Source organism: Streptomyces sp. NPDC127092 (assembly GCF_042722475.1).
GTDB lineage: Bacteria > Actinomycetota > Actinomycetes > Streptomycetales > Streptomycetaceae > Streptomyces.
On sequence record NZ_JBHXFE010000010.1, the window covers coordinates 112,748 to 138,731 of the forward strand.

Consider the following 25,984-nt stretch of genomic DNA (forward strand, 5'->3'; position numbering starts at 1 on the left):
GCGGGAACATGGCCGAGCCGAGGATCTTCACCTCCGCCGAGGAGCTGCGCGCCGCGATCGGCGAGCAGCTGGGGCACAGCGAGTGGCTGGAGATCGAGCAGAAGCGGATCGACCAGTTCGCCGATGCCACGGGTGACCACCAGTGGATCCACGTCGACCCGGAGCGCGCCGCGGCCGGCCCGTTCGGCCGGACCATCGCCCACGGCTATCTGACGCTCTCCCTGCTGCCGGCCCTGGTGCCGCAGATCATGCGGGTCGAGGGCATGAAGATGGGCCTCAACTACGGCACCAACAAGGTCCGTTTCCCCGCTCCCGTGCCGGTCGGCTCGCGGCTGCGCGCCTCCGCCGTCCTCACCGAGGTGACGGAGGCGGCCGGGGGCGGGGTGCAGGTCACGGCGACCGTGACGGTGGAGCGCGAGGGCGGCGACAAGCCGGTCTGCGTCGCGGAGTCGGTCTCCCGCTACTACTTCTGAGCGCCGACCATCCGCAGGACGAGGTCGGCGTAGAGCGCGCCGACCTCGTCGGCGGTGTGACGGCCCTGGGTGTTGAACCAGCGCGAGACGTCGATGCAGAGCGAGAGCACCGCGACCGTGGTGCCGGCCACGTCCTGGACGTCGAACTCCCCTGCCGCCACGCCCTCGTTGAGGATCCGCCGCACGGTCGCCTCCGACTCGCGGCGCAGCGCCACGATCTCGGTGCGGTGCTCGGGACCGAGCGCGTCGAGCTCGTACTGCACGACCCTGGCCGTGGTGTGGCGCTCGGCGTGCCAGCGGACGAAGGAGCGCACCGCGTCGGCGAGCCGCTCGGCGGCCGTGCCCGGGCCGTCGGCGGAGGCCCGCAGGATCTCCAGGGCCTTGTCGTGGCCGATCCGGCTGATCCGGTGGAGCAGCTCTTCCTTGGTCTTGTAGTGGATGTAGAGCGCGGCCGGGCTCATGCCGGCCCGGCCCGCGATGTCCCGGGTCGTGGTGGCGTGGTAGCCGCGCTCGGCGAACGCGTCGACGGCCGCGACCAGCAGCCGCCGGGCGGCCTCGGGCGTGACCTCGCCCCACGGCATGTCCTCGCCGCCGGGCGTCTCCTCCGCCGCGCTCATCGCACACTCCTCCTCGGGCCGTCAGGGACGAACACCATACAACGACGGTGAGCAAGCGCTTAGAGATTGCGGGTGCCGAGCTCCTGCCGGTCGCGGACGACCTTGGCGAGGGTGAAGGCCGAGGTGGTGAGGTAGAGCACGGCCACGGCGAGGAAGGCGCGGACCCAGGCACTGGCGTCGAGCTTGTAGATCCCGACGGTCACGGCCAGGAGGGCGAGGCCGAAGGAGACGACCGCCTGCACGTAGTAGGCGGCGGTGTTCTGCTGCTGTTTGACGAGTGGGTGGCTCATGCCGAACAGCATCGGGCGGATGTGGCCCCCGCCACATCCGCCCTCGTACTCAGGGCGTACTCAGAACGCCGAGACGCCCGTCAGCGCCCGCCCGATGATGAGCTTCTGGATCTGGCTGGTGCCCTCGTAGAGGGTCATGACGCGGGCGTCCCGGAGCAGCTTGCCGACCGGGTACTCGTCGATGTAGCCGTAGCCGCCGAAGACCTGGAGGGCGTTGTTCGCCGCGCGCACGGCGGCCTCGGAGGCGTACAGCTTGGCCTTGGACGCTGCGGTGGCGAACTCCTGGCCGCGGTCGACGAGGTCGGCGACCCGCCAGGTGAGCAGCCGGGCCGCGTCCACGTCGACGGCGATGTCGCTGATGAGCTCCTGGACCAGCTGGTACGAGGCGATGGGCCGGCCGAACTGCTCGCGCTCCCCCGCGTACCGCACCGCCGCGTCCAGGGCGGCCTGGGCGATGCCGACGCAGCCGGCCGCGACCGACATCCGGCCCTTGGCGAGGGCGGACATGGCGACGGAGAAGCCCTTGCCCTCCGGGCCGAGCATCGCGCTCGCCGGCACGCGGACGCCCTCCAGGACCAGCTCGGCGGTGGCCTGCCCGCGCAGGCCGAGCTTGCCGTGGATGGTGCGGCGGGTGAGACCGGGGGTGTCGGCGGGGACCAGGAAGGCGGAGACGCCCTTGTGGCCGGGCGCGGCGCCGGTGCGGGCGAAGAGCAGCACGACGTCGGCCCAGGTGCCGTTGGTGATGAACATCTTGCCGCCGTCGATCACGTACGTGTCGCCGTCGCGGACCGCCCGGGTGGCCAGGTTCCCGGCGTCGGAGCCGGTGCCGGGCTCGGTGAGGCCGAAGCAGCCGACCGCCTCGCCGGAGGTGAGCCGGGGCAGCCAGGTGCGCTTCTGCTCCTCGTTCCCCCAGGAGGCGATGGTCTTGGCGACCAGGCCGAGCGAGACGGAGACGATGCCGCGGACCGAGGAGTCGCCCCGGCCGAGCTCCTCGGTGACGAGGCAGTAGGAGAGGTGGTCGCCGCCGGATCCGCCGTACTCCTCGGGGACCGTCAGTCCCAGGAAGCCGACGGCGCCGAGCTTCTTCACGATCGCCCGGTCGACGTTCTCGGCGCGGTCCCACTCGACGGCGTGCGGGGCGACCTCGCGGGCGACGAAGTCCCGCGCGAGCCGTCGCACGGCCTCCTGCTCCTCGCTGAGCTCCAGGTTCATCGCGCCACCTTCCGCCGCCGGCCGGCGGCCGGGAAACGGTCGTCGTCCCGGCTTCGCCGCCACTTTAATTACCACTGCTAGTTTTTTCGCTGCCGCCTACTATGTGCGCCATGGCCCGACCGCGCAAGCCCCTCCTCAGCCGAGACCGCATCGTCGAGACGGCGGGAGCACTCGTGGACGCCGAGGGGCTCGCCGCCCTCTCCACCCGGCGCCTCGCGGCCGAACTGGGCGTCAGCGGCCCCTCGCTCTACAACCACTTCCGGACCAAGGACGAGATCCTGGACGCCGTCGCGGACGGCGTCAGCGCCAAGGTCGACCTGTCGATGTTCGCGCCGGACGACTCCCGCGACTGGCGCACCGCCCTGCACGACTGGGCCGTCTCCTACCGCGCCGCGCTCACCGACCACCCGAACCTCGTCCCGCTGCTCGCCCAGGGGCCGGGCCGCCGCCCGGCCGGCCTCAAGGTCGCCGACGCGGTCTTCGGCGCGATGGTCCGCGCCGGCTGGCCGCCGGCCCAGGCCACCCGCATCGGCGCCCTGATGCGCTACTTCATCACCGGCTCCGCGCTCGGCTCCTTCGCCCGCGGCTTCGTCGACGACGAGACCGCCTACGACCCGGCCGACTACCCGCACCTCGGCCAGGCCCACCTGCTCGCCGAGCGCCGCGAACAGGTCGACGAGAGCGCGTTCACGACGGGACTGCGGGCCCTGCTCGACGGCCTCGCGCTGCAGTACGAGGCCGGAGCCCGCGACACTTCGGCGACGACCGAAGGATGAGTGCGGCACCCTGACGGCATGGCCCCCAAAGACCTCGCCGCACTCGCCGCCCTGTTCGCGGACGAGACCCGCGCCGCCTTCCTGCTCGCCCTGCTCGACGGACGGGCCTGGACCGCCGGGGAGCTCGCCCGGCACGCGCGGGTGGCGCCGTCCACCGCCAGCGAGCACCTGGGGAAGCTCGTCGCGGGCGGGGTGCTCGCGGAAGAGCGGCAGGGCAGACACCGTTACGTACGGCTCGCCGACCCCGGCATCGCGCATCTCGTCGAGGACCTGGCCGCCCGCGCGGAGCCGGCCGTGCCCGAGGCGCCGCGGACCCTGCGGGCCGCGAGTGCCGGGCAGGCCATGGCCCGCGGGCGCACCTGTTACGACCACCTCGCCGGAAGGCTCGGGATCGCGATCACCGACGCGATGACCGCGCGGGGACTGCTGCGCCAGGACACCGGGTTCGCGCTCACCGACGACGGCCTGGCCTGGTTCGAGGACCTGGGCGTCCCGCTCGCACCGGGCCGGGGGCGGCGGCCCGTCGCGCGCGGCTGCCTCGACTGGACCGAGCGCAGGCCGCACCTCGCGGGGCTCGCGGGCGCGGCCCTGTGCCGGCACGCGCTGGACGAGGGCTGGTGCGTACGGATCGGGTCGGAGCGGGCGGTGAAGGTGACGCCGGAGGGGGAACGGGCCCTGCACTCGGCACTCGGCATCGAGCCGGCGGTGCTCCGGTGAGCCGGCCCGGCGCCGCACGCGATATTGCGGTGACCGCCGAACGGTCCGCGCCCTACGGTCGTGCCATGTCGTCCACCTCTTCCTCTTCCTCTTCCGCTGCCTCGTCCTCTTCGCCTTCCGCTCCTGTCTCTTCCCCCGGTCCGTCGGGCGCGACGGGCTCGATGGGCGCCTCGGGCGAGACGGGCTCGATGGGCGCGTCGGGCCGGACCTCGCGGCTCGCGCTCGCCGCCGCGGCCGTCACCGTCGTCCTGTGGGCCTCGGCCTTCGTGTCCATCCGCAGCGCGGGCGCCGCCTACTCCCCCGGCGCGCTCGCCCTCGGCCGGCTCCTCGCGGGCGCCCTGGTCCTCGGCGCCGTCCTGCTGATACGGCGCGAGGGGCTGCCGCCGCGAGCGGCCTGGCCCGGGATCGTGACGTCCGGGCTGCTGTGGTTCGGGGTCTACATGGTCGTCCTGAACTGGGGCGAGCAGGAGGTCGACGCCGGTACGGCCGCGATGGTCGTGAACATCGGTCCGATCCTGATCGCCCTGCTCGGCGCGCGGTTCCTCAAGGAGTCCCTGCCGCCGCGACTGCTCGCCGGCATGGCGGTGTCCTTCGCGGGTGCCGTCGCGGTCGGCCTGTCGATGTCGGCCGGCTCCGGCGAGGGGCACGCCTCGGTGCTCGGCGTGGTGCTGTGTCTGCTCGCCGCACTCGCGTACGCGGGCGGGGTCGTCTCCCAGAAGCCGGCCCTGGCCCACGGCAGCGCGCTCCAGGTGACCACCTTCGGCTGCGCGATCGGGGCGGTGGCCTGTCTGCCGTTCGCCGGGCAGCTGGTCGAGGAGGCGGGCCGGGCCCCGCTGTCGGCGACGCTCAACATGGTCTACCTCGGGGTGTTCCCGACCGCCCTCGCCTTCACCACCTGGGCCTACGCCCTGGCCCGTACGACCGCGGGACGGATGGGCGCGACGACCTACGCCGTGCCCGCCCTGGTCGTCCTGATGGCCTGGGTGCTCCTCGGCGAGCTGCCGGGGCTGCTCACGCTCGCCGGCGGCGCGCTGTGCCTGGCGGGCGTGGCGGTGTCCCGGTCCCGGCCGCGGACCGTCATGAAGCCCGCGGCCGCGGCCGAGCAGGCCGCCGTCAGCGAGTAGCCGGCCGGCAGGAGCTTTCGGCAGCGGGCGGACGGACGAAGGCCGCCGGCAAGGGGCGGCCCTCGCAAGCAGGCCGTCAGAAGACGACGAGCGCCCGGCCGCCCTTGCCCGCGAGCATGTTCTCGAAGGCGACCGGGATGCCCTCCAGAGTGATCCGCTCGGTGACCAGGGCGCCCGGGTCGAGGCGGCCGGCCCGGATGTGCTCGGCCAGGACCGGGAGGTCCCTCGCCGGGTCGGAGTTGCCGTAGACGCAGCCGGACAGGGTGCGGCCCCAGTGGAAGATCTCCAGGGCGTTGAAGGTGACCTGCTGGTCCTTGCCGCCGATGCCGACGACGGTGGTGCGACCGCCGCGCCGGGTGGCCTCCCAGGCCGTACGGATGGTGGTCGCGCGGCCGACGCACTCGACGGACACGTCGGCGCCGTGGCCTCCGGTCAGCTGCCGGATCTCCTTGGCGGTGGTCTCGGAGGCGAGGAGGTAGTCGGTGGCTCCCGCGGCCCGGGCCAGGGCCTCCTTCTCGGGCGAGACGTCGACCGCGACGATCGTCGAGGCCCCGGCGACCCGCGCGGCCTGGAGGGTGGCGAGGCCGACGCCGCCGACGCCGAAGACGGCGACGGACTCGCCGGCCCGCACCCGCGCCGAGTGGTGGACGGCGCCCCAGCCGGTGAGGACCGCGCAGCCGAGCAGGGCGGCGTCGGTGAGCGGCACCCCGTCGGGGGCGGGCAGCACGCAGTCGGCCGCGACGACGGTCTCCTCGGCGAAGGCGGCCACGTTGAGGCCGGGGTGGAGTGCGGTCCCGTCCTCCGTGCGGGCGTACACGTTCGCGGCGCCGGTCAGCGCGTTCGCGCAGAGCCACACCTCGCCCAGCCCGCAGTGGTGGCAGGCGCCGCAGGACGGCGCCCAGTTGAGGACCACGCCGTCGCCGGGCGCGACGTGGCTGACGCCCTCGCCGATGGACACGACCGTACCGGCGCCCTCGTGGCCGAGGACGGCGGGGACCGGCACCCTCATGGTGCCGTTGGACAGCGACAGGTCGGAGTGGCAGACGCCTGCGGCGGCGAGGCGGACCCTGACCTGCCCGGGTCCGGGCTCGGGCAGATGGATGCCGGTGATCTCCAGGGGAGAGCCGACGGCGGGCAGGACGGCGGCGCGGATCACGCGTGGGGCTCCTTCTGTGCGGACGACGCGGGGTACGGCGCTGAGAACCGGAGCGCGGGAAACTCCGGCGCTCAGAACTGCAGGGACTTGGTCTGGAGGTACTCGGCCAGGCCGTGGGCGCCGAGTTCGCGGCCGACGCCGGACTGCTTCCAGCCGCCGAACGGGGCCAGCGGGTTGAAACGGCCGCCGTTGATGTCGACCTGGCCGGTCTCCATGCGGCGGGCGAAGGCGACGGCCTCCTCGGGGTCGCCCCAGACGGCGCCGGCGAGCCCGTACACGGTGCCGTTCGCGATGGCCAGGGCGTCGGCCTCGTCCTCGTAGCGGATGATCGAGACGACGGGGCCGAAGATCTCCTCCTGGGCGATGGTCATGTCCGGGGTGACGTCGGCGAAGACGGTCGGCGAGACGTAGTAGCCGGTCTCGCGCGGGGCGTCGGCGCCGCCGGCGACGAGCCGGGCGCCTTCCGCGATGCCCTTCTCGATGTAGCCACGCACCCGGTCGCGCTGGCGGGCGTTGACGAGCGGGCCGACGCGCTCGCCCGGGACGTACTTGGCGACGGCCGCGGCGGCCAGCTCGACCGCCTCCTCGTACTGGTCGGCGTGCACCAGCATCCGCGTCCAGGCGCTGCACGTCTGGCCGGAGTTGGACATGACGTTGGCGACGCCGACGGCGACGGCCTTGCCGAGGTCGGCGCTCGGGAGGATGACGTTGGCGGACTTCCCGCCGAGTTCGAGGGCGACGCGCTTGACGGCGCCCCCGGCGAGCGCGCCGATCTTCTTGCCGACGGCGGTGGAGCCGGTGAAGGAGACCAGGTCGACGCCGGGGTGCTCGGCGAGGGCCTGTCCGGCGACCGTGCCGAGTCCGGTGACCAGGTTGAAGACGCCGGCCGGGACACCGGCCTCGTGGACGGCCTCGGCGAACAGCTGGGCGGTGAGCGGGGTGTCCTCGGCGGGCTTGAGGACGATCGTGCAGCCGGCGGCGAGGGCCGGGGCGACCTTGGCGACGATCTGGTGGAGCGGGTAGTTCCAGGGCGTGATCGCGGCGACCACGCCGACCGGCTCGGAGTAGACGGTGGAGTTGCCGACCTTCTCCTCGAAGGAGTGGGTGGCGGCGAGTTCGGCGTACGAGCCGGCCACGGCGATCGGCAGCCCGGTGTGCACGGCGGCCGCGAGCTGCGGCGGGGCGCCGAGCTCGGTGGTCACGGTGGCGGCGATCTCCTCGGCGCGGGCGGCGAGCGCGTCGCGCAGGGCGGCGAGCCGGGCGGCCCGCTCGACGGGCGGCGTGGCGGCCCAGCCGGGGAAGGCGGCGCGGGCGGCGCGCACGGCGGCGTCGACGTCCTCGGCGGTGCCGGCCGGAACCCGGGCGACGACCTGCTCGGTGGCCGGGTCGACCACCGGGATGGTCTCCGTGGAGGCGGCGGGGCGCCACTCCCCGCCGATGTACATCGCGTCGTGGGCCTTCATCCGCTGTCTCTCCTCGCGTGTCGGGCACGGGTACGTGCGCTGCCGGCGGTGCACCGGCCGGAAACCGGCCGGGCGGTGGGTGTTGCCTGTCACCGTCCGGCGCGGTGCCGGGCGGTGGGTGTGCCTGTCACCGGCCGGCGCGGTGCCGGGCCGGTGAAGTCCACCGGTCCGGCGCCATGCGTGCCAGGCGGTGAATCCCACCGGTCCGGCGCCGGGCCGGGCGGCCGTGGGGGCCGCCCGGCTACTCGCCGGTACCCCAAACTAGCGCTGTTAGTTTTCTGGCGCCAGAGGGTCACGCGGCGACTGCCCCGCGCCGCCTCGCCGGACCACGCGCGGCGCCGGGTCACCGACCAGGTCACGGCCACCGACCGATCGTCGCGCTCCGCGGCCCGCCCTGTCCACGGCCCGCGCGGACAGCCCGTGCGGACGGCCCTCGCCGCCGCGCACCGCGGCCGGCCGGCGCCGCCTCCCCGCCGGGCGCGCGGCGCGGCCGCGCGGAGCCAGTAATTCCCCAGTAACGGCACCGCCCTAGCGTCCGGGCCGAGCCCGTCCCGCCCGGTCGGCGGGGCGCCGGCTTCCCCCCGAACCAGCGTTGGAGGAGCCACCCCATGCACCTGCCCCGCTCACCCCTGGGGTCATCCCTCAGGCCGCCCGTCGGCACGCCTCCCCGAAGCTCCCTCAGACGGGGCGCCACCGTCTGGGCCGCGACGGCCGCCACCGCCGCCGCCCTGCTCGCCGCCCCGTCCGCGGCCGCCGCCCCCGCACCCGACGCGCCCCCGGCCCGTACCACCGCGGCCGAGGTCGACCCGGGCGTCACGGCGACCGTGGCGGCCGGCCGTGAGGCCACCTTCTTCGTCGTGCTCGCCGGCCAGGCCGACCTCTCCCGGGCCCACGGGCAGCGCGGCCACGCCCGCAAGGCCCGGGCCACGTTCGACGCCCTGCGCGCGGAGGCCGGCCGCAGCCAGCGGGCGCTCACCCGGTTCCTCGACGACGCCAAGGTCGGCTACGAGTCGTACTGGATCGCCAACGCGGTCAAGGTCACCGGCGGCAAGGCGCTCGTCGAGAAGCTGGCCGCCCGCCCCGACGTGGCCGCCCTCCGCCAGGAGCGGCACTACGCCCTCGACACCGCCGCCCAGGGACCGGTCACCGCCGCGGCGACCGCCACGACCGCCGACGGCGCCGTCACCCCCGAATGGGGCGTCAAGGACATCAAGGCCGACCAGGTCTGGAGCCAGTACGACGACCGCGGCGAAGGCATCGTGGTCGCGAACATCGACTCCGGCGTGCAGTACGACCACCCCGCGCTCAAGGCCAACTACCGGGGCAGCCTCGGCGACGGCACCTTCAGTCACGACTACAACTGGTACGACCCCACGGGTCAGTGCACCGGCGGCGTCCCGTGCGACAACAACGGCCACGGCACCCACACCATGGGCACGATCGCCGGCGCCGGCGGCATCGGCGTCGCGCCCGGCACCACCTGGATCGCCGCCAAGGGCTGCGAGGCCCGCAGCTGCTCCGACTCCTCGCTCCTGAAGTCGGGCCAGTGGATCCTCGCGCCCACCGACCGCACGGGGCAGAACCCGCGGCCGGACCTCGCACCCGACATCGTCAACAACTCGTGGGGCGGCGGGAACACCACCTTCTACCAGGACATCATCGAGGCCTGGAACGCCGCCGGCATCTTCGAGGCCTTCGCCGCCGGCAACTCCGGTGACGGCACGACCTGCTCCACCAGCGAGGCCCCGGGCGCCCAGGCCCCGGCGTACGGCGTCGGCGCCTACGACGCCACCGGGAGGATCGCGAGCTTCTCCGGCTTCGGCCCGTCCCGCGTCGACGGCTCGACGAAGCCCGACATCTCCGCCCCGGGCGTCGACGTCCGCTCCTCCTGGCCGGGCGGCCTCTACCGGTCCCTCTCCGGCACGTCCATGGCGACCCCGCACGTCGCCGGCGCCGTCGCCCTGCTCTGGTCCGCCGCGCCCTCCCTCATCGGCGACATCGACGCCACCCGCGCCGTCCTGGACGACTCCGCCCGGGACGTCGACGACACCCACTGCGGCGGCACCGCCGACGCCAACAACGTATGGGGCGAGGGCAGGCTGGACGTCCTCGGCGCCGTCGACCGCGCCCCGCACACCGCGGCCACGCTCACCGGCACCGTCACCGACCGCGCCACCGGCACCCCGCTCCCCGGGATCACCGTGACCGCCGGCTCGGCCTCCGGCGACGGCCGCCGCTCGGTCACCACGGACGCCGCCGGCAGCTACCGGCTGACGCTCACCGCGGGCACGTACACGCTCACGGCGGCCGGTTACGGCTACCGCGACCTCGTCCAGGACGGTCTCACCGTCACCACCGGCCAGGCCGCGACCCGGGACCTCGCGCTCGACACCGTCCCCGCGCACGCGGTCTCCGGCACCGTCCTCGACGTCACCGGCAAGCCGCTCAAGGGCGCCACCGTCCGCTTCACCGACGCCCCGCTGGCCCCGGTCGTCACCGACGCCTCCGGCGCCTTCCGCTTCCCCGCCGTCGCCGAGGGCTCCTTCACCCTCACCGCCGCGCCCGCCGCGCCCTTCCTGTGCAACGGCACCTACCGGGCCCCGCTCACCGTGGACGGCACCGAGGACGTGACGGCAGCGCTGCCCGCCCGTACCGACGACTCCGGCAACAGCTGCCTGCCCGCCGCCTACTCCTGGGTCGGCGCCACCACCCGGGTCGCGCTCTCCGGCGACGAGAACGCCACCACCGTCGCCCTGCCCTTCCCCGTCCGCTTCTACGGCGTCGGCTACACGCAGGCGCACGTCACCACCAACGGCCTGGTGAACCTGCTCTCCCCGCGCCTCGGCGACTACGCCAACACCACGCTGCCGAACGCCAACCAGCCCAACGGCATCCTCGCCGCCTTCTGGGACGACCTCACCCTGGACGCCAGGTCGGCGGTGAAGACCGGCACCACGGGCACGCCCGGGCAGCGCCGCTTCGCGATCGTCTGGGAGAACGCGGCCTTCGCCGCCGACACCTCCCAGCGCGTCACCTTCGAGGCCGTCTTCGAGGAGGCGACCGGCGCCGTCGTCCTGCAGTACCAGTCCATCGGCAGCGGCTCGTACGAGTCCGGCGCCCGGGCCACCGTCGGCATCGAGAACCAGGCCGGCACCGACGCCCTGCAGTACGCGGCCGACCAGCCCGTGCTCACCGACCGTTCCGCGATCCGTATCTCCCTGAAGGCGGCGTGATGACCGACCGATCCCGGCGGGGCGTCCGCCTCGCCTCCGTACTCGTCGCGGCCGGCCTCGGCCTCACCGCGCTCACCGCGATGCCCGCCGGCACCGCCCACGCCGACGACGCACCGCTCGGCCGGATCCTCACCGACGCCCAGGCCGACGCCCTGGAGCAGCGCGCCGAACCGGCCGCGCCGCTCGACGTCACCCCGCAGGACGACGGCCGCGCCCCGCAGCAGCTCCGGTCGGCGGAGGAGACGACCGCCGGCGGCGGGCTCGCGCTGAACCGCGCCTCCGCCCTGGAGACGTACCAGGGCCAGGCCGACACCGCCCAGCTCGGCGGCGGCCGCGGCGACTTCCTCGCCGTGCACAGCTTGGGCACGGTCACCCGCCTCACCGCCGACGGCCGCACCGCGTGGAAGCGGGACAACGCCTCCCTGTACGCGGACTGGCAGGTCACCCCGATCCGCCCGTGGCAGACGGAACCCGGCCCGGCCCGGATCACCATCGGCTACCACGCCAACAGCCCCTTCCTGGATGCCTCCGACCGCGGCTGGGCGCAGGGCGACCTGACCGGTGACGGCGTCGCCGACGTCGTCTTCACCGCCGACGTCGGCAACAGCCCCTACCGCCCCTTCACCTCTCCCGGCTCCCCGCTCACCACCGGCACCTTCGTCACCGTCCTCGACGGCGCCACCGGCCGCACCCTGTGGTCGAGGCTGTACGCGGACGCCCAGCAGGTCACGCTCGTCGGCGACACCCTCGTCATCGGCGACCAGCCGTCCACCAACCCCAACGCCGCCAAGGACGCGACCGCGAGCCTCCAGGCCCTCCGGTTCACCCCCGCAGCGGACGGGAAGCTGACCGCCACCACCGCCTGGACCTACGGAACCGGCGCCCGCGACGGCCGCTGGGGCTCCACGCTGCCGCTCGGCGACGGGCTGCTCGCCGTCTCCTGGTACGTGAAGAAGACCGCCACCGCACCGGCGACCGCGCACACCCTGGTCCTGGACACGGCGGACGGCGCGGTGAAGTGGCGCACCGACGGCGACCTCTACGGCCGGCAGCTCGCCCTCGACACCGCCCGCGGCCGGCTCGTCGCCCTGGAGCAGGCCGACTACCGGGACGGCATCCGCTACGAGATCGCCGCCTACGACCCCGCCGACGGCACCCGCACCACCCTCGACACCCGCGTCAACGCCCTGGCCGTCGGCCTGCGCGTCGGCGAACTGCGCGACGAGGCGGGGCCGGAGTACGTGGTCAGCGAGTCCACCCTCGACCCGTACCTCTACGTCAACACGGCCACCGTCCGGGCCCTCGACGGCGCCGACGCCCGCGAGCTGTGGGCGCACACGGTCAAGCGTGACGAGTCCAACGGCAAGGACGGCGACTCGGCCCTCGGCCTGAGGATCGTCGACGGCCGGGTCCTCGCCTCGTACTTCACCACCGCCGACAAGGACACCGCGGCCAACTCGGGCGCCGGCCGCTACGGCACCCTGCTCGCCCTCGCCGGCCGGGACGGCGCGGTCCGCTGGCAGCACAAGGGCCCCGACGCCTCCCCGATCTACGCCCAGCCGTACCGGGAGGACGACGAGTGGCGGGTGCGGACCGTCGACAACGAGCAGAACGTCCGCTCGTACCGGCTGGGCAGCGGCCGTCAGGCCTCCGTCCACCCGCTCCAGGGCAACCTGCACAGCGGACTCGCCGCCGACGTCAACGGCGACGGCCGCAAGGACGTCGTCGTCGGCGGCCAGTCCCAGGGCCTGTGGGCGTACGACGGCCCGTCGCTCGCCGCCGGCAGGCCGAAGCTGCTGTGGCAGACCACCCTGCCGGGCTCGGTGCAGGGCGACCTCCGGATCGGCGACACCGACGGAGACGGGCAGGACGACGACCTCGTGGTCGCCGCCGACCACGCCGCCGTGGTGGTCGACGCCCGCACCGGGCGGGTCCGTGAACGCGTCGACGGACAGGGCGGGTTCGTCCGCTCGGTGACCGTGGCGGACCTGGACGGCGACGGCGCCGACGAGCTCCTCGTCCCGACGGACGCGGTCCGCGCCTACAGCGGCTCCGGCCGGAAGCTGTGGGAGTACGCCCCGGGCACGGGCCTGGTCTTCTCCGACCTGGCCGTGGCCGACGGCAGGGTCCTCGGCTCCTACCAGACCCGCGGCGTCCTCGACGGCTCGGCCACGGTCGGCGGCATGGCCCTCGACGCGGCCACCGGCGCCCTCGCCTGGGAGGCCGACCCGACCTGGACCGGCGACCCGGACACCCGGATCTACGCCGCACAGCTCTACCACGGCGTGTACGCCTCCCCCGCCGTCCCGTACGCCGACGGCCACGCCGTCGTCCACTCCTGGATCGTCCGCGAAGGCGGCTGGTGGACCACGTACTTCGAGTTCCGTGACATCCGCTCCGGCAAGGTCGTCCGCACCGCCACGGGCGGCGGCGCGTGGACGGTCGGCAACTGGTTCACCGGCGACGAGGGTCTGCTCCTCGCCGGCACGGCCAGCCTGCGCACCTTCCACAAGGACGGCGGCGAGTACGAGGTGTACACGCTGCCGACCCTGCACCGGGCCGAGTTCGCCACCGGCCCCGGCGGCCGCCGTCTGGTCGTCGGCGGCACCGAGGGCGCGGCCTACGTCTGGGACCCGGCCGTCCTGACCGCCGGTCGCCACTACCCCGAGCACCTGACCAAGCTGGCCGGTTACGCGACGCAGAACATCGTCGTCGCGGACCTGACCGGTGACGGGGTGGACGAGGTGATCGGCCTCGGCAAGGACGACACCGGCTTCGACCGGACGATCGAGCTGTCCGGCGGGCGGCAGGTGCTGTCGGACTCCTCGCTCCACGGAATGATCACGGGGGTTCTGTCCCTTTCCTAACACCTTGTCATAGCGAAATTCCTTCCTGAGGGCGCCCGTTAGAGTGGGCGCCCTCATGAGCACTGACATATCAGCGGGTGCGGTGCCGTTGCTGCGGCTGCACCTCTTCGGCGGGTTCCGGGTCGAGCGGGACGGCGACGCGCCGCTCGCCGAGCGGTGGCCCCGGCCGAGCGCCCGCACGCTCGTGAAACTGCTCGCGGTCTCCCCCGGGCACCGCCTCCACCGCGAGCAGGCCATGGAGGTCTGCTGGCCCGACGCCGACCCGCAGGCCGCGCTGGGCAGCCTGCGGGTGGCGCTGCACGCCGCCCGCCGGGCGATCGAGCCGGAGCTCGCCCCGCGTGCCGCCTCCTCCTACCTGACCGGCGACGGCGCCCTCCTCCGCCTCGATCCGCGCACCGTACGGATCGACGCCGACGAGGCCGAGGCCGCCGCCGAGGCGGCCCTGGCGCACGGCGGGCGGGCCGGTCTCGCCGCCGCGCTGGACGCCTTCACCGGCGAACTGCTGCCGGAGGACCGCTACGCCCCCTGGGCCGAGGCACGCCGGGAGCACCTGGCCGCCCTGCGCGAGCGCACCCTGCTCGCACTCGCCGCCGCCCATCTGGCCGCGGGCGCACCGGAGGAGGCGGTGCCGGCCGCCGAGCGGGTCCTGGCGGCGGCCCCGGCGGAGGAGGGCGCGCATCGGATTCTCATCGAGGCGTATCTCCGCCAGGGGCTGCGGCGGCGGGCCGTGCGCCAGTACCACCTGTGCCGGGAGGCCCTGGACGCGGAGCTGGGGGTGCGTCCGGGGCCGGAGACGGAGGCGCTGCACCAGGAGGCCCTCGCCCTGGCCGCGCCCCGGCCGGTCCCGCGCGCGGCCAGCCCGGCGCCGCCCGCCGCGCTCCGCCGTCCGCCGGGCTCGCCGCTGCGCGGTCGCGACGAGGTGCTGGCCCGGCTGCTTTCCGAGGACGCGCCGCCCGCCCTTCTGGTGACCGGCGAGGCGGGGCTCGGCAAGACCCGGCTCGTCGGGGAGGCCGCCCGGCTGGCTGCCGGGGGCGGTGCGGCCGTGCTGTGGGGCGCCGGCCACGACGCGGAGGGGCACACTCCGTACGGCCCCTTCGCCGAGGCCCTGGACGGCTGGCTGGCGGACCGGCCGGCCGCGGAGCGGGCCCGTACGGGGGCGGAGTATCCCGAACTGGCCTCGCTGCTGCCGTCCTTGGGCCGGGTGCGCCCGGAGGCGGGGCGCAGTCCCGAGGAGGAGCGGGACCGGCTGTTCCGGGCGACGGCGGGGCTGCTCGGCGAACTGGCGGCGGAGCGGCCCGTGGTGGTGGTGCTGGACGATCTCCACGCGGCGGACGCGGGCTCCTTCCAGCTCCTCAGTCATCTTGCGCGCCTGGCCGGCGAGAACGGAAGCGGTTGGCGATTTCTCGCCACTCTGCGTGACGAGGAACTTTCCGGGACCGATCCGCGTCGCCAGGCCCTGGACGCGCTGCGCCGGCGGTCCCTCGCCGTGTCGGTGGAGCTGCCGCGGCTGTCCCGTACCGCCTGTCTGGCCGTGGCGGCGGACGCGGTCGGTGACACCGGCGACGGCCCCGCCCCGGAACGGGTGTGGGAACTCTCCCTGGGCAACCCGCTGTTCGCCCTCGAACTGGCCCGCGCCCTGCGCGAGGGCACGGGCGGGTCCGGCGCCCCGGAGGGCGTGCGGCAGCTGGTCGCGGAGCGGCTCGGGCGCCTCGGTCCCGCGGCCCGCAGGGTGGTGGACGTGGTGGCGGTGGCCGGTCAGGACGCGGCACTCGCCGAGGTCCTGGACGTGGCCTGCCGGGGCGGGCACCCGCGCCTCTCGGCGGCCGAGGCCACCGAGGCGGTGGAGGCCGCGGTGGCCGCGTCGGTGGTGCAGGAGCGGCAGGTGGTCGTGGGCGGCAGGCCGGCAGCCGGGCTCGCCTTCCGCCATCCGCTGGTGCGGCTGACCTGCTACGACGGCCTTTCGGCGGCCCGAAGGCGGCTGCTGCACTCGGCGTACGCGGAGTCGGTGCTGCGGCGTCGCCCCGATGCCGTGGACACCCTCGCCACGCACCTGGCGCGGGCGGACGACCCGCGCGCCACGGGCTATCTGCGCCAGGCCGCCGAGCGCGCCGCCGCGCTCTACGCCAACGACACGGCCGACCGTTACTACACCGAACTGACCGACCGGCTCGACGCGCTGGCCGCCGAGTCCGCCCGGGCCCGGATCGACCGCAGCGCGGTGCTGCGCCGGATGGGCCGGTTCGAGGAGGCGGCGGCGCTGCTGCGCGAGGCGCTCGACGACCTCGACCGGCGCGGGGACGCGGACGGCCGGGTGCTCGCGGCGGCGCGGCTCGCGGAGCTGATGCCGAAGACGCGGGGCACGGACGAGGGTTTCCGGCTGCTCGACGCGGCCGTGCCGGGCCCGGGCACGCCACCGGCGGTGGCGAGCGCGCACCATCTGGCGCGCGGGGTGCTGTGCTTCGTGGCCGGCCGCTACGAGGAGGGAGTGGCGGCGGCGCGCGCCGCGGAGGAGGCGGCGCAGGCGGTGACCGGCCCGGAGCAGCGCGGGCTGCTCGCCCGGGCGCTCGCGGCACGGGCGACCTCGCTGGGGCTCGCGGGCCGGTTCGGGGAGGCGGGTCCGGTGGCGGAGGGGGCGCTGCCGCACGCGGAGGCGTACGGGGATCCCCAGTTGCTGGCCTCGGTCCTGTCAGTGCTGCGGGAGACGGCGCGGCGGGCGGGGCGGCTGCGGGAGGCGATCGCGACGGGCCGGCGGGCGCTCGCCCTGGCGGAGCGCTCGGGCGATCCGACCGCGACGGTCTTCGAGCGGGCCAATCTGGCGGAACTGCACCTGCTGGTCGAGGAGCCGGCCGAGGCGCGCGAGCTGGCGGCGACGGCGGTGCGGGACGCGGAGTCCGAGGCCGCCTGGAGCCGCCCGTACGCGCTGGTGGCCCTGGCCCGCGTGCGGATACGGACGGCGGAGCCGGGCGCGGCGGCCCTTCTGGATCCGGCGGAACGTTCCGCCCTTGCCCAGGGCGACCATCAGGCGCAGTACGAGGTGCGGTCGGTACGCGCCGAACTGGCCGTACGGGAAGGCCGCCCTGAGGAGGCGCTCACGCTGCTCGCCGGGCACCGGGAGACGGGCACCGCGCATCTGACGGCGTGGGCACTGCTGGGCTGTGACCGCCCGGCTGAGGCGGCGGACGTCGCGGCAACCGAGGTGGCGCGGGCGCTGCGCGCCGGGGAGCGGCTGGCCGAGACGGAGGCGAGGACGGTGCACGCGGCGGCCCTGGCCGCGCTGGGCCGGACTCCGCAGGCCGAGGAGGAGTTCGTCCACGCGGCGGAACTCGCGGCCGAGCTGCCGTATCCGGCGGGCACGCGCAGGATCGCGCGGGCCCGCCAGGGCTGGAGTCAGTCCGCCTGATCAGGCCGGGCCGGCGGCCGGACCCTGGCGGGCGCCTCGTCGGTCAGGCCGGTTCAGGGGGCGGCGTTCGGCGCGTGGGTCTGCCGGGCCCGGCAGGGGCCGGGGCGAGCATCGCGGGGGCCGGGGCGAGCATCGCGTGGAGCGCTCCGGGGCGCGGCGCGGTGCGGTGCGGTGGGGTGCGGCGCGGTGCGGTGCGGTTCCGCGCCGGGCCGGGCCGAGCTGGGCCGGGCGGGGCCGGGCCGGGCCGAGCTGGGGCGGGCGGGGCCGGGCCGCCACGCCGGGCCGTCCCGTCCCGCGCCGGGCCGTTCCGGGCGGCGCCGACACCAGACGCCGTGGGCCCCGTCCCGGTCGCCGACCCGCCGGGGCCTGTCCCGGTTGGCGTGGTGCCGGGTGTCGTGCGCCCGCGTCGGCTGCGGGGCGCACGGGTCAGATCTCCCGCTCGACGCCCGTGAGGTGGGCGAAGACCACGATGTTGGAGGCGTAGCCCTCCTTGCGGTCGAAGGTTCCGCCGCAGGTGAGGACGCGGAGTTCGGGCCGCTGGGTGGCCCCGTACACCTCTTCGCTGGGGAAGGCCGACTTGGCGTACGTACGGACCCGGTCGACCGTGAAGACGGCGACGCGTCCGTCGGCGCGGGCGATCCGGATCGTGTTGCCGGGGTTGAGCGAGTTGAGGTTGATGAAGATCGCCGGTCCGGTGCGGGTGTCGCGGTGGCCGACGACGACGGCGGTGCCCCGTTCCCCGGGAGCGACGCCACTGGCGTACCAGCCGACGATCCGCGGGTTGTCGACGGGCGGGGTGGCGAGGCTTCCGGTGCTGTCGAGGCCGAGTCCGATGACGGGTGCCTCGATGGTGATCGCGGGGACGGCGAGGGTGGTGGGCCGGGAACGGCTCAGAGGCTCGGGCGGCCGCTGGGGCTTCGGCGCGGCGGTCGCGCCACGGGTCCCCGGCCCGGCGGCGGCCGGGGCGGCGCCGGGAGCGGCGCCCGGGTGCCCGGACGCCCCCTTTCCGTTGCCGCCGGTTCCGTCACCGCCGGCGCCGCCGTCCGCAGCCACACCGTGCGCTGCGGGTCCGGCGGCGAGTGCCGGGCCGGCCGGCTCCTCGCCCTGGGCCCACCAGACGCCGCCGACGACCAGGGTGACGGTCACGGCGATGGTTCTGGCGAGCCGGAGGAGCCGGCGCTGGCGCCGGGTGGTGCGCCCGCGCCGGGCGGACCCGCGCGGGTGGGACCGGCGCGGGTTCCGCCCGTACGGGGACGGGGCCGGGCCGGCGGGTGCCGCCGCGCGCGGGATGTCGGACCTACGCGGCGCCATCGTTGCGGCGGCGCGAACGGCGGATGAGGATCAGGCCTGCGGTGCCCGCGAGACCCGCGGCGATGGCCGATCCGACGCCGAAGGCGGAGCTGTCAGCGGCGGGAGAGGTCGGGTCGGCCGCTCCGCCTCCGCCGGCACCGACGGGCCCGTGCGGGGGCTTGTGGTGCGGCGGCTTGCCGTGGTGGCCGCCGTCGCCGTTGCCGCCGGTGGTGGGCGGGTGGGTCGGCGGCTTGGTGGGCGGGGTGACGCACTCGACCTTGAACACCTTGCTCTTCTTGGCGCCCTGCTGGCCCTGGAACGTCCACTCGACCTTGTACATGCCGTCGGGGAGCGTCATGTCGGCGGTGTAGCCGTCGCCGTTCTGGTCGAGGATGATGCTGCCCTCCTTCACGGCAAGGTTGGGCCCTGGCTGGTTGAAGATCTGCCAGTCGACGTCCTGGAGGCCGTCGAAGTTGAAGGCGGCGATGTGGAACTCGCAGACCTTCGGGTCGTTGCTCGGGTCGGGCTCGATCGTGCCCTTCTCATGGATCTTGATGTCGCCGTTGTCGCCGGGCGCGGCGAGCGCCGAGGGCGCGCCCGCGAGGGCGGCGGAGCTGATCACGAGCGCGGTGGCTGCGGTGGTGAGCAGGGGACGGAGCACCGGAACGGTCATGCGGGATTCCTCCAGTCGGTCAGATATCGGATCTCTCGGGCCGATAATCTGACTATTGGTCACCACATGGCCACGGAGGGCGACACCGTGCCGTGCCGCCCTCCGACTTCCACCCGTCCGGCCCTCGGCGCCCCCCGTCCAGCCCTGTCCGGCGCCCCCCGGGCCTCAGGAGAGCCCGGTCCTGAAGGGCCTAGATGATCCCGAACAGGATCCCCGCGGCGAGCACCACCAGCGAGGTCAGCGCGGCCCACTTCACCGTGAACCTCGTGTGGTCGCCGAACTCCACCTTCGCCATGCCGACGAGCACGTACACGGCCGGGACCAGCGGGCTCGACATGTGCAGCGCCTGGCCGACCAGGGAGGCCCGGGCGATCTCCAGCGGCGACACGCCGTGCGCCGCGCCCGCCTCGGCGAGCACCGGCAGGACACCGAAGTAGAAGCCGTCGTTCGACATGAAGTAGGTCAGCGGCAGGCTCAGCACACCCGTGACCAGGGCCATGTGCGGCCCCATGCCCTCGGGAATGGCGCCGACCAGCCAGTCGGCCATGTGCTTGACCATGCCCGTACCGGTGAGGACCCCGGTGAAGACGGCGGCGGCGAAGACCATGCCGGCGACGTTGAGGACGTTGTCGGCGTGGGCGGCGAGCCGGGCCTTCTGGTCGGCCGGCTTCGGGAAGTTGACGGTGAGCGCGAGCGCGGCGCCGAGCAGGAACAGCACCGGGATGGGCAGCAGCTCCATGATCATCGCGGTGAGCAGGGCGACGGTGAGGCCGGCGTTGAACCAGTACAGCCGGGGGCGCAGCGTCTCGCGGCGCGGGTCGAGCCCCTGGAAGCCGCCGTCGGCGTCCGCGTCTGCGGCTGCGCCTGCGGAGCCCGCGGATGCGCCCGTCCCGGTCGCGGCGCCCTTGCCGGTACCAGTGCCCGTCCCCGCACCAGTGCCCGTACCCGTACCGGTGGCCGTACCCGTACGAGTGCCCGTACCCTCGCCGCCTTCGGCGTCGCCGCCGCCGGCCGTGACCAGGACGGTCTCGGTACGCGGCGCGAGGACGTCGTCCAGGCTGAGGTAGCCGATGCGCTTGCGCTCGCGCCGGCCCAGGACGTAGGCGAGGGCGAAGACGAAGAGCAGGCCGACGCCGAGCGCCGGGATCATCGGGACGAAGATGTCGCCCGCGTCCAGCTTGAGCGCGGTGGCCGCGCGGGCCGTCGGGCCGCCCCACGGAAGGGTGTTCATGACGCCGTTGGCGGTGGCGGCGACACCGGTCATGACGACCAGGCTCATGCCGAGCCTCTTGTAGAGCGGATACATCGCCGAGACCGTGATCATGAAGGTCGTCGAGCCGTCGCCGTCCAGCGAGACGATCGCGGCCAGCACCGCCGTACCGACCACCACACGCATCGGGTCGGCCTTGCAGAACCGCAGGATGGCCCGGACGATCGGGTCGAAGAGACCGACGTCGATCATCACGCCGAAGTAGACGATCGCGAACATCAGCATCGCAGCCGTGGGCGCCAGCTTGCCGACGCCCTCGATGACGTAGTCGCCCAGCTGGGCACCTTGGCCGACGGCGACGCAGAACAACGCCGGAATGAGCACGAGCGCCGCGATCGGCGACATCTTCTTCATCATGATCAGGACCAGGAAGGTCGCGATCATGGCGAAGCCGAGGATGGTCAGCATGGGAGGACACCTCACGTTCACCCTTGAACTCCCGCCAGAGCGGCGGTGCGGATGACGGTAGGTGCCGTCGTCACGCGTTAACAAGACGTTCACGCGTGAGCAATACGAGCAAAACCCCAGGTCACAGCATGGGCTACGAGGCGGGGCCGACCTGGACGGGGAAGCCGTTGAGGACGGCGGTGCCCGACAGGGGGTCGAGCAGCGAGCCGTCGAGCAGCTGGTTGACGTTGACTCCGGGGGTGCCCGCGGCGACGCCGAGCCGGGTGCCGGGACGGTCGTGGCCCCAGCCGTGCGGCAGGCTCACGACACCGGGGCGCACGGCGTCGGTGATCTCCACCTCGGCCTCCAGTTCGCCGCCCTCTCCCTTGACGAGGGCCGGGGCGCCGGCCGTGAGGCCGAGCCTGGCGGCGTCCTCGGGGTGGACCTGGAGGGTGCAGCGGTTCGAACCGCCGGTCAGGGACGGAATGTTGTGCAGCCAGCTGTTGTTGGAGCGCAGGTGGCGCCGTCCGACGAGCCGGAGGGTGTCGGGGTCCGGTGAGGCGTCGAGGGCGGCACGCAGCCGCGGCAGATCGCGGGCGATCGGCGCGGGCAGCAGCTCGATGCGCCCGCTGCGGGTCTTGAGCAGGCCGGGCAGCCGCGGCTGGAGTGGCCCGAGGTCGATGCCGTGGGGCGCGGCGCGCAGCGCGTCGAGCGTGAGGCCGTGGGAGCGTCCGTACGGGCCGAGGCGCAGCATCAGGTCCAGGCGCCGTTCGGGCCCGGTGGCTCCGGTGAGGCGCGTGGCCACGTCCTTCGGGTCCTCGCCGTACACGGGCGAGTGCTCCTGCGCGACGGCCTTGGCGAGCATGCCGTCGATCGCGAGGTCGTCCACGGCGGACGGCGGAGCGCCGTGCATTCCCGACACGGCGAGGATCAGCCGGGCGTGGATCTCGCACTCGTCCATGCGGCCGGCGGCGAGCGGTACGGCGGCCGGCGTGTACCTGACCTGGTTGCGTACGGCGAACTGGTTGAAGGCGAAGTCGAAGTGCGCGCTCTGCGAGGGCGGCGGCGGGGGCAGGACGACGTCGGCGTGCCGGGTCGTCTCGTTGAGGTACGGGTCGACGGCGACCATGAAGTCGAGGGAGTCCAGGGCGGCGTCGAGGCGCCGGCCGTCGGGCGCGGACAGGACGGGGTTGGCGGCGACGGTGATCACCGCTCGGATCCGCCCTTCCCCTGGTGTGTCGATCTCCTCGGCGAGGGCCGCCAGCGGCAGTTCGCCCTTGGCCTCGGGGTGGCCGGAGACGCGGCTGGTCCACCGGCCGAGCGCGAAGCCCTTGCCGGGACCGGCGGGCCGGGGCGCGGGAGCGGTCGCGGACAGCGGGAAGAGGGCGCCGCCGGGCCGGTCGAGGTTGCCGGTGAGGACGTTGAGGACGTCCACCAGCCAGTTCCCGAGCGTGCCGTACGCGACCGTGGACGAGCCCATCCGTCCGTACACGGCGGCGGTGGGCGCGGCGGCGAGTTCGCGGGCGGTGGTACGGATGACGTCGGCGTCGAGGTCGCAGGTGGCGGCCACCGCCTCGGGGCTGAACTCCCGTACGGCTTCCCGAACGTCGTCGACGCCTTCGACGTGCGCCGCGAGCGCGCCCAGGTCCGTGAGTCCCTCGGCGAAGAGGGTGTGGACGAGTGCGGCGAGGAAGAGCGCGTCGGTGCCGGGGCGGATGGCGAGGTGCCGGTCGGCGAGACGGGCGGTACGGGTGCGCCGCGGGTCGACGACGGTGAGGGTGCCGCCGCGACGGCGCAGCGCCTTGAGCCGGCCGGGGAAGTCGGGTGCGGTACACAGACTTCCGTTGGAATCCAGCGGGTTGGCGCCGAGCATCAGCAGGTGGTCGGTGCGGTCGAGATCGGGTACCGGGATGGCGAAGGCGTCGCCGAAGAGCAGTCCGCTGGAGACGTGCTTGGGCATCTGGTCCAGCGTCGAGGCGGTGAAGAGGCTGCGGCTGCGCAGGGCGCCGACGAGGAGCGGCGGGTAGAGGGCGCCGGCGACGGTGTGGGCGTTGGGGTTGCCGAGGACGATGCCGACGGCGTGCGGCCCGTGCTCCTCGACCAGCGGCCGGATCCGGGCGGCGATGACGTCGAAGGCCTCGGCCCAGTCGGCCTCGCGCAGGGTCCCGTGCTCGCGAACGAGCGGCCGGGTGAGCCGGTCGGGATCGGCGTCGATCGCGGGGAAAGAGGCGCCCTTCGGGCAGATGAAGCCCTGACTGAAGACGTCGTCCTGGTCGCCGCGCGCGGCGGTGACCCGGTCGCCGTCGAGGGTGAGGGTCAGCCCGCAGGTCGCTTCGCACAGGGGGCAGATGCGCAGGGCGGTGGACATGGTGGTCTCCCTGGGGCGGCGGCAACGACGGTGGCGCGCGGGCAAGCGCGAGCATACCGACCAGTAGGGAGGTTCGACAGACCCCGCAGCCGGCTACTGGCGGGAGGGGAAACGGGGGGGTTGGGGCCGTGCGCGCGAGGGGCGGTCGGGCGCGTTTCGGGTGGGGCCGCGGGAGGGCGGTCGGGCGGGTGTTGGGTTAGGGCCGTGCGACGGCTGCGAGGGCTGTCAGGCCAGTGATGGACCGAGGTACGCGTGGAGCAGTTCACGGGTCTCGGCCACGAGGGCCGGGTCACCGGCCGGGTCGACGCGAAAGGCGAGCCGGAGCAGGGCATCGGTGGCCTCTACGCAGACGAGGACCTTGCGCAGCAGGGTCTCGTCGACCGGGCGGCCGAGCGGCGCGGCGAGAAGTCCGCAGAGCCGGTCGGCAACGCGGAGGTTGGGGTCCTCGTCCCCGGCCGGCTCCCCGGGCGCCGCTGCCGGAATGCCGAAGTCGACGAGGCCGAAGCCGGGCACGGTCCGCTTCATCGCGATGTACGCGTCGAGGACGGTGTCGATGACGGCGATGGCGTCGACGGCCGGCAGCGCGGCGAGCCCGGCGGTGATGCGGGCGGCGTAGCTGTCGAGGTTGCGGTGGGCGAGGGCGGCGGCCATGGCCCGCTTGTTGCCGAAGAAGCGGTAGACGGAGCCGATGGGAACACCGGCCCGCACGGCGACGGCCCGGGTGCTCAGCTGCTCGTAGCCGGTCTCGTCGAGGAGCTCGGCGCAGGCGTCGAGGATGCGGGCGAGGCGTTCGGCGCTGCGCTGCTGCACGGGGGCACGGCGGAGCGCGGGCGCCGGACCTGTGGCGGGCGCCGCCGGACCCGCGGCGGGCGAGGGCTGCTCGGTGGGCGAGGGCTGCTCGGTGGGCTCAGGCTTCGAGGAGGGAACGGGCTTCGGGGTGGGAGCAGGCTTCGGGGTGGGCTGGGGCACGGGGACCATCATGCCGCTCCTGCCGTGGTCAGGCGATCAGCAGGCCGATTCCGCCGAGGGTGTACGCGATCATCAGGGCGAACAGCGGGAGTTGGCCCGCGACGGCTCGTGCGGGCGGGAAGAGGCGGACCGAGCGGTCGTGGGCGGCGATGACGCCGAGGACGTGACCGGCGACGATCGCGGCGATCTGGAGGGCGGCGAGGCCGCCGGGACCCAGCGGTGGGGCGGGCGCGGAGGCGTTGTCAGTGCCGGCTGCCATGATGACTGTACGTGGTCCTTCGGTGACGAAGAGTGTGAAGTAGTGGGCGACGAGATAGCCGAGGGCGATGGGCAGCAGCGAGTGGGAGAAGGAGGTGAGTGGGGTGGTGAGTTCGCGGTCGACGAGCCGGAGACCTCCGGCGCAGAGCCCGTAGAGCGCGGCGACGAGGGCGACGGCACCGAGCAGCCCGAGGGTCGCGGTGGGTGTGCGGCCGAGGGGTGAGGTCTGGAGGAGGGTGATCCATCGGGGGTTGTCGGAGAAGCCGTCGTAGGCGGTGGAGCCGAGGAGGACGCAGACGGTGGCGACGAGGCCGGGCACGGGCGGTGTGGCGTCGAGGCCGTTGAAGGGTGAGCGGAGGACGAGTCGGCCGTCGGCGCGCCGGCCGAGCGGGGAGAGCCGGGCGAGGAGGGAGGAGTAGACCTCGAAGGGATCGGCGTGGGCGAACCACGCGGATCCGTGGCGGGCGGCCCCGAGCAGGTGGACGGCGGTGTGGGCGCCGAGTGCCGCGAGGAGGACGGAGGTCGATGTGTTGTCGGGCGCGACCAGCTCCAGCCAGGTGAAGAGCAGCAGCCCGGCGGCCGCGGGCCGGATGCCGAGCCGGGCAGGCAGCGGCCGGGGCGGCCGCCGGGCGGGGAGCAGGGCGTGCAGGGCGCGGAGCGGGTTGACCAGGCGCCAGACGGGGCCGAGGAGAAGGGAGGCGGGGACGAGGCCGACCCAGAGCAGGACGTAGACGGCGCCGGGTGCCGGGTTGCGGTCGGGGTCGTCGGGGCCGAGGAGGAGGTGAAGGACGAGTACGAGCGCGGCGGCGACGCCGAGCAGCCGCAGGGCGGTGCGGGTGGCGGGGGCGTCGGCGAGGCGCTGGACGACAGCGGGCAGGGGGCGGCCGGCCAGGTCGCCGCGGAAGCGGGAGGAGGACCAGAGCAGGCCGAGGGAGAGGAAGGAGACGAACAGCGCGGCGAACGCTCCGGCGTAGGCGTAGAAGGGCGAGAGGGGCAGGTCGTGCTGGGCGCCCACGCCATGGGCGAGCGACAGCGGCGCGGGCGCGGCGAGTGCCGTCATCGGACGACGAGTTGGGTGAGCACGAGTCCGGACTCGTGGGTCTCCACCTCGAAGAGACCGGTGCGGTCGGCCGTGAGCGTGAGGGTGGCCGTACGGCCTGCGGTGAGCGGGAGCTCACGGTCGTAGCCGTGGACGTGCAGGGTGTCCGCGCGGTCGGCCGTCACCTGGAGGGTGAGGCGCTCGCCCTTCTTCAACTCGACGCGCGAAGGGGGTGGTTGCACGGAGTTGCCGGTGATGGTGACGGTGAGGATACGGCCCGGGGGCGCCGGTGTCGGTGCCGGTGCTGGGGTTGGGGGGGGGGGGGGGGGTCCCCAACAAACACCAACAGCAGGGAGGAAAGGGGAACCCAAAAAGGGGACAGCAAAAGACCCAGAACTCCGG

18 protein-coding genes and 1 pseudogene are annotated in these 25,984 nt (G+C 74.5%); 7 read left to right on the plus strand and 12 right to left on the minus strand.

Annotated features, from left to right (window positions below):
• The first annotated feature begins 8 nt into the window (after positions 1-8).
• Positions 9-473: a MaoC family dehydratase gene (locus ACFWJO_RS11250; protein ID WP_386864441.1), complete on the plus strand. Its 465-nt coding sequence runs from the start codon at positions 9-11 to the stop codon at positions 471-473.
• On the opposite strand, the gene ACFWJO_RS11255 is transcribed toward ACFWJO_RS11250, so the two are convergent.
• The 3 genes and pseudogenes from ACFWJO_RS11255 to ACFWJO_RS11265 form a co-directional block, all read right to left on the minus strand.
• Positions 464-1,090: a TetR/AcrR family transcriptional regulator gene (locus tag ACFWJO_RS11255; RefSeq protein ID WP_384416245.1), complete on the minus strand. Its 627-nt coding sequence runs from the start codon at positions 1,088-1,090 to the stop codon at positions 464-466. The genes ACFWJO_RS11250 and ACFWJO_RS11255 overlap by 10 nt on opposite strands.
• 74 nt (positions 1,091-1,164) lie before the next feature.
• A pseudogene (locus tag ACFWJO_RS11260) lies at positions 1,165-1,380 on the minus strand (YiaA/YiaB family inner membrane protein); the annotation flags it as partial.
• Positions 1,381-1,440: 60 nt separating this feature from the next.
• Complete coding sequence (locus ACFWJO_RS11265) at positions 1,441-2,592, minus strand: acyl-CoA dehydrogenase family protein (protein WP_386864442.1); 1,152 nt, start codon at positions 2,590-2,592, stop codon at positions 1,441-1,443.
• A 101-nt stretch (positions 2,593-2,693) separates the two neighbouring features.
• On the opposite strand from ACFWJO_RS11265, the gene ACFWJO_RS11270 reads away from it, so the two are divergent.
• The 3 genes from ACFWJO_RS11270 (at position 2,694) to ACFWJO_RS11280 (ending at position 5,209) form a co-directional block, all read left to right on the plus strand.
• Positions 2,694-3,368: a TetR/AcrR family transcriptional regulator gene (locus ACFWJO_RS11270; RefSeq protein WP_386864443.1), complete on the plus strand. Its 675-nt coding sequence runs from the start codon at positions 2,694-2,696 to the stop codon at positions 3,366-3,368.
• Positions 3,369-3,386: 18 nt separating this feature from the next.
• The gene (locus ACFWJO_RS11275; RefSeq protein ID WP_386864444.1) at positions 3,387-4,085 is read left to right on the plus strand and encodes an ArsR/SmtB family transcription factor; all 699 of its coding nucleotides are present in this window, start codon (positions 3,387-3,389) and stop codon (positions 4,083-4,085) included.
• A 161-nt stretch (positions 4,086-4,246) separates the two neighbouring features.
• A complete protein-coding gene (locus ACFWJO_RS11280; protein ID WP_386864445.1) occupies positions 4,247-5,209 on the plus strand; it encodes a DMT family transporter in 963 nt (320 codons plus the stop codon).
• Between the two features lie 76 nt (positions 5,210-5,285).
• Here the strand turns inward: ACFWJO_RS11280 and ACFWJO_RS11285 are convergent, their stop codons facing one another.
• Both ACFWJO_RS11285 and ACFWJO_RS11290 read right to left on the minus strand, forming a co-directional pair.
• Entirely contained in the window at positions 5,286-6,365 is a 1,080-nt protein-coding gene (locus ACFWJO_RS11285) for a zinc-binding dehydrogenase (RefSeq protein WP_386864446.1), read from the minus strand.
• 71 nt (positions 6,366-6,436) lie between these two features.
• Positions 6,437-7,828, minus strand: coding sequence for an aldehyde dehydrogenase family protein (locus ACFWJO_RS11290; protein ID WP_386864447.1), 1,392 nt, complete (start codon positions 7,826-7,828; stop codon positions 6,437-6,439).
• A 608-nt stretch (positions 7,829-8,436) separates the two neighbouring features.
• On the opposite strand from ACFWJO_RS11290, the gene ACFWJO_RS11295 reads away from it, so the two are divergent.
• The 3 genes from ACFWJO_RS11295 to ACFWJO_RS11305 are packed head-to-tail and all read left to right on the plus strand — an operon-like array spanning position 8,437 to position 17,328.
• A complete protein-coding gene (locus tag ACFWJO_RS11295) occupies positions 8,437-11,061 on the plus strand; it encodes a S8 family serine peptidase (protein ID WP_386864448.1) in 2,625 nt (874 codons plus the stop codon).
• Entirely contained in the window at positions 11,061-13,928 is a 2,868-nt protein-coding gene (locus tag ACFWJO_RS11300; RefSeq protein WP_386864449.1) for a hypothetical protein, read from the plus strand. Before ACFWJO_RS11295 ends, ACFWJO_RS11300 begins: the two co-directional genes overlap by 1 nt.
• 55 nt (positions 13,929-13,983) lie before the next feature.
• Positions 13,984-17,328 (plus strand): ATP-binding protein, encoded by a 3,345-nt coding sequence (locus ACFWJO_RS11305; protein ID WP_386864450.1) that lies wholly within the window; start codon positions 13,984-13,986, stop codon positions 17,326-17,328.
• Between the two features lie 426 nt (positions 17,329-17,754).
• Here ACFWJO_RS11305 and ACFWJO_RS11310 read toward each other — a convergent pair whose 3' ends face one another.
• The 7 genes from ACFWJO_RS11310 to ACFWJO_RS11340 form a co-directional block, all read right to left on the minus strand.
• Positions 17,755-18,474, minus strand: a complete 720-nt coding sequence (locus ACFWJO_RS11310; RefSeq protein WP_386864451.1) for a class F sortase — start codon at positions 18,472-18,474, stop codon at positions 17,755-17,757.
• Positions 18,475-18,625: 151 nt separating this feature from the next.
• Positions 18,626-19,291 carry a hypothetical protein gene (locus tag ACFWJO_RS11315; RefSeq protein WP_386864452.1) on the minus strand — a complete coding sequence of 222 codons (666 nt, stop codon included), beginning with the start codon at positions 19,289-19,291 and terminating at the stop codon, positions 18,626-18,628.
• A 190-nt stretch (positions 19,292-19,481) separates the two neighbouring features.
• Positions 19,482-20,969, minus strand: coding sequence for a CitMHS family transporter (locus ACFWJO_RS11320; protein WP_386864453.1), 1,488 nt, complete (start codon positions 20,967-20,969; stop codon positions 19,482-19,484).
• A gap of 133 nt (positions 20,970-21,102) precedes the next feature.
• Positions 21,103-23,316, minus strand: a complete 2,214-nt coding sequence (locus tag ACFWJO_RS11325) for a molybdopterin oxidoreductase family protein (RefSeq protein ID WP_386864454.1) — start codon at positions 23,314-23,316, stop codon at positions 21,103-21,105.
• A gap of 225 nt (positions 23,317-23,541) precedes the next feature.
• The gene (locus tag ACFWJO_RS11330) at positions 23,542-24,126 is read right to left on the minus strand and encodes a TetR family transcriptional regulator (protein WP_386864520.1); all 585 of its coding nucleotides are present in this window, start codon (positions 24,124-24,126) and stop codon (positions 23,542-23,544) included.
• A gap of 187 nt (positions 24,127-24,313) precedes the next feature.
• Complete coding sequence (locus ACFWJO_RS11335; RefSeq protein ID WP_386864455.1) at positions 24,314-25,603, minus strand: hypothetical protein; 1,290 nt, start codon at positions 25,601-25,603, stop codon at positions 24,314-24,316.
• The gene (locus ACFWJO_RS11340; protein ID WP_386864456.1) at positions 25,600-25,824 is read right to left on the minus strand and encodes a hypothetical protein; all 225 of its coding nucleotides are present in this window, start codon (positions 25,822-25,824) and stop codon (positions 25,600-25,602) included. The genes ACFWJO_RS11335 and ACFWJO_RS11340 overlap by 4 nt, the downstream gene beginning before the upstream one ends.
• Positions 25,825-25,984 lie beyond the last annotated feature (160 nt).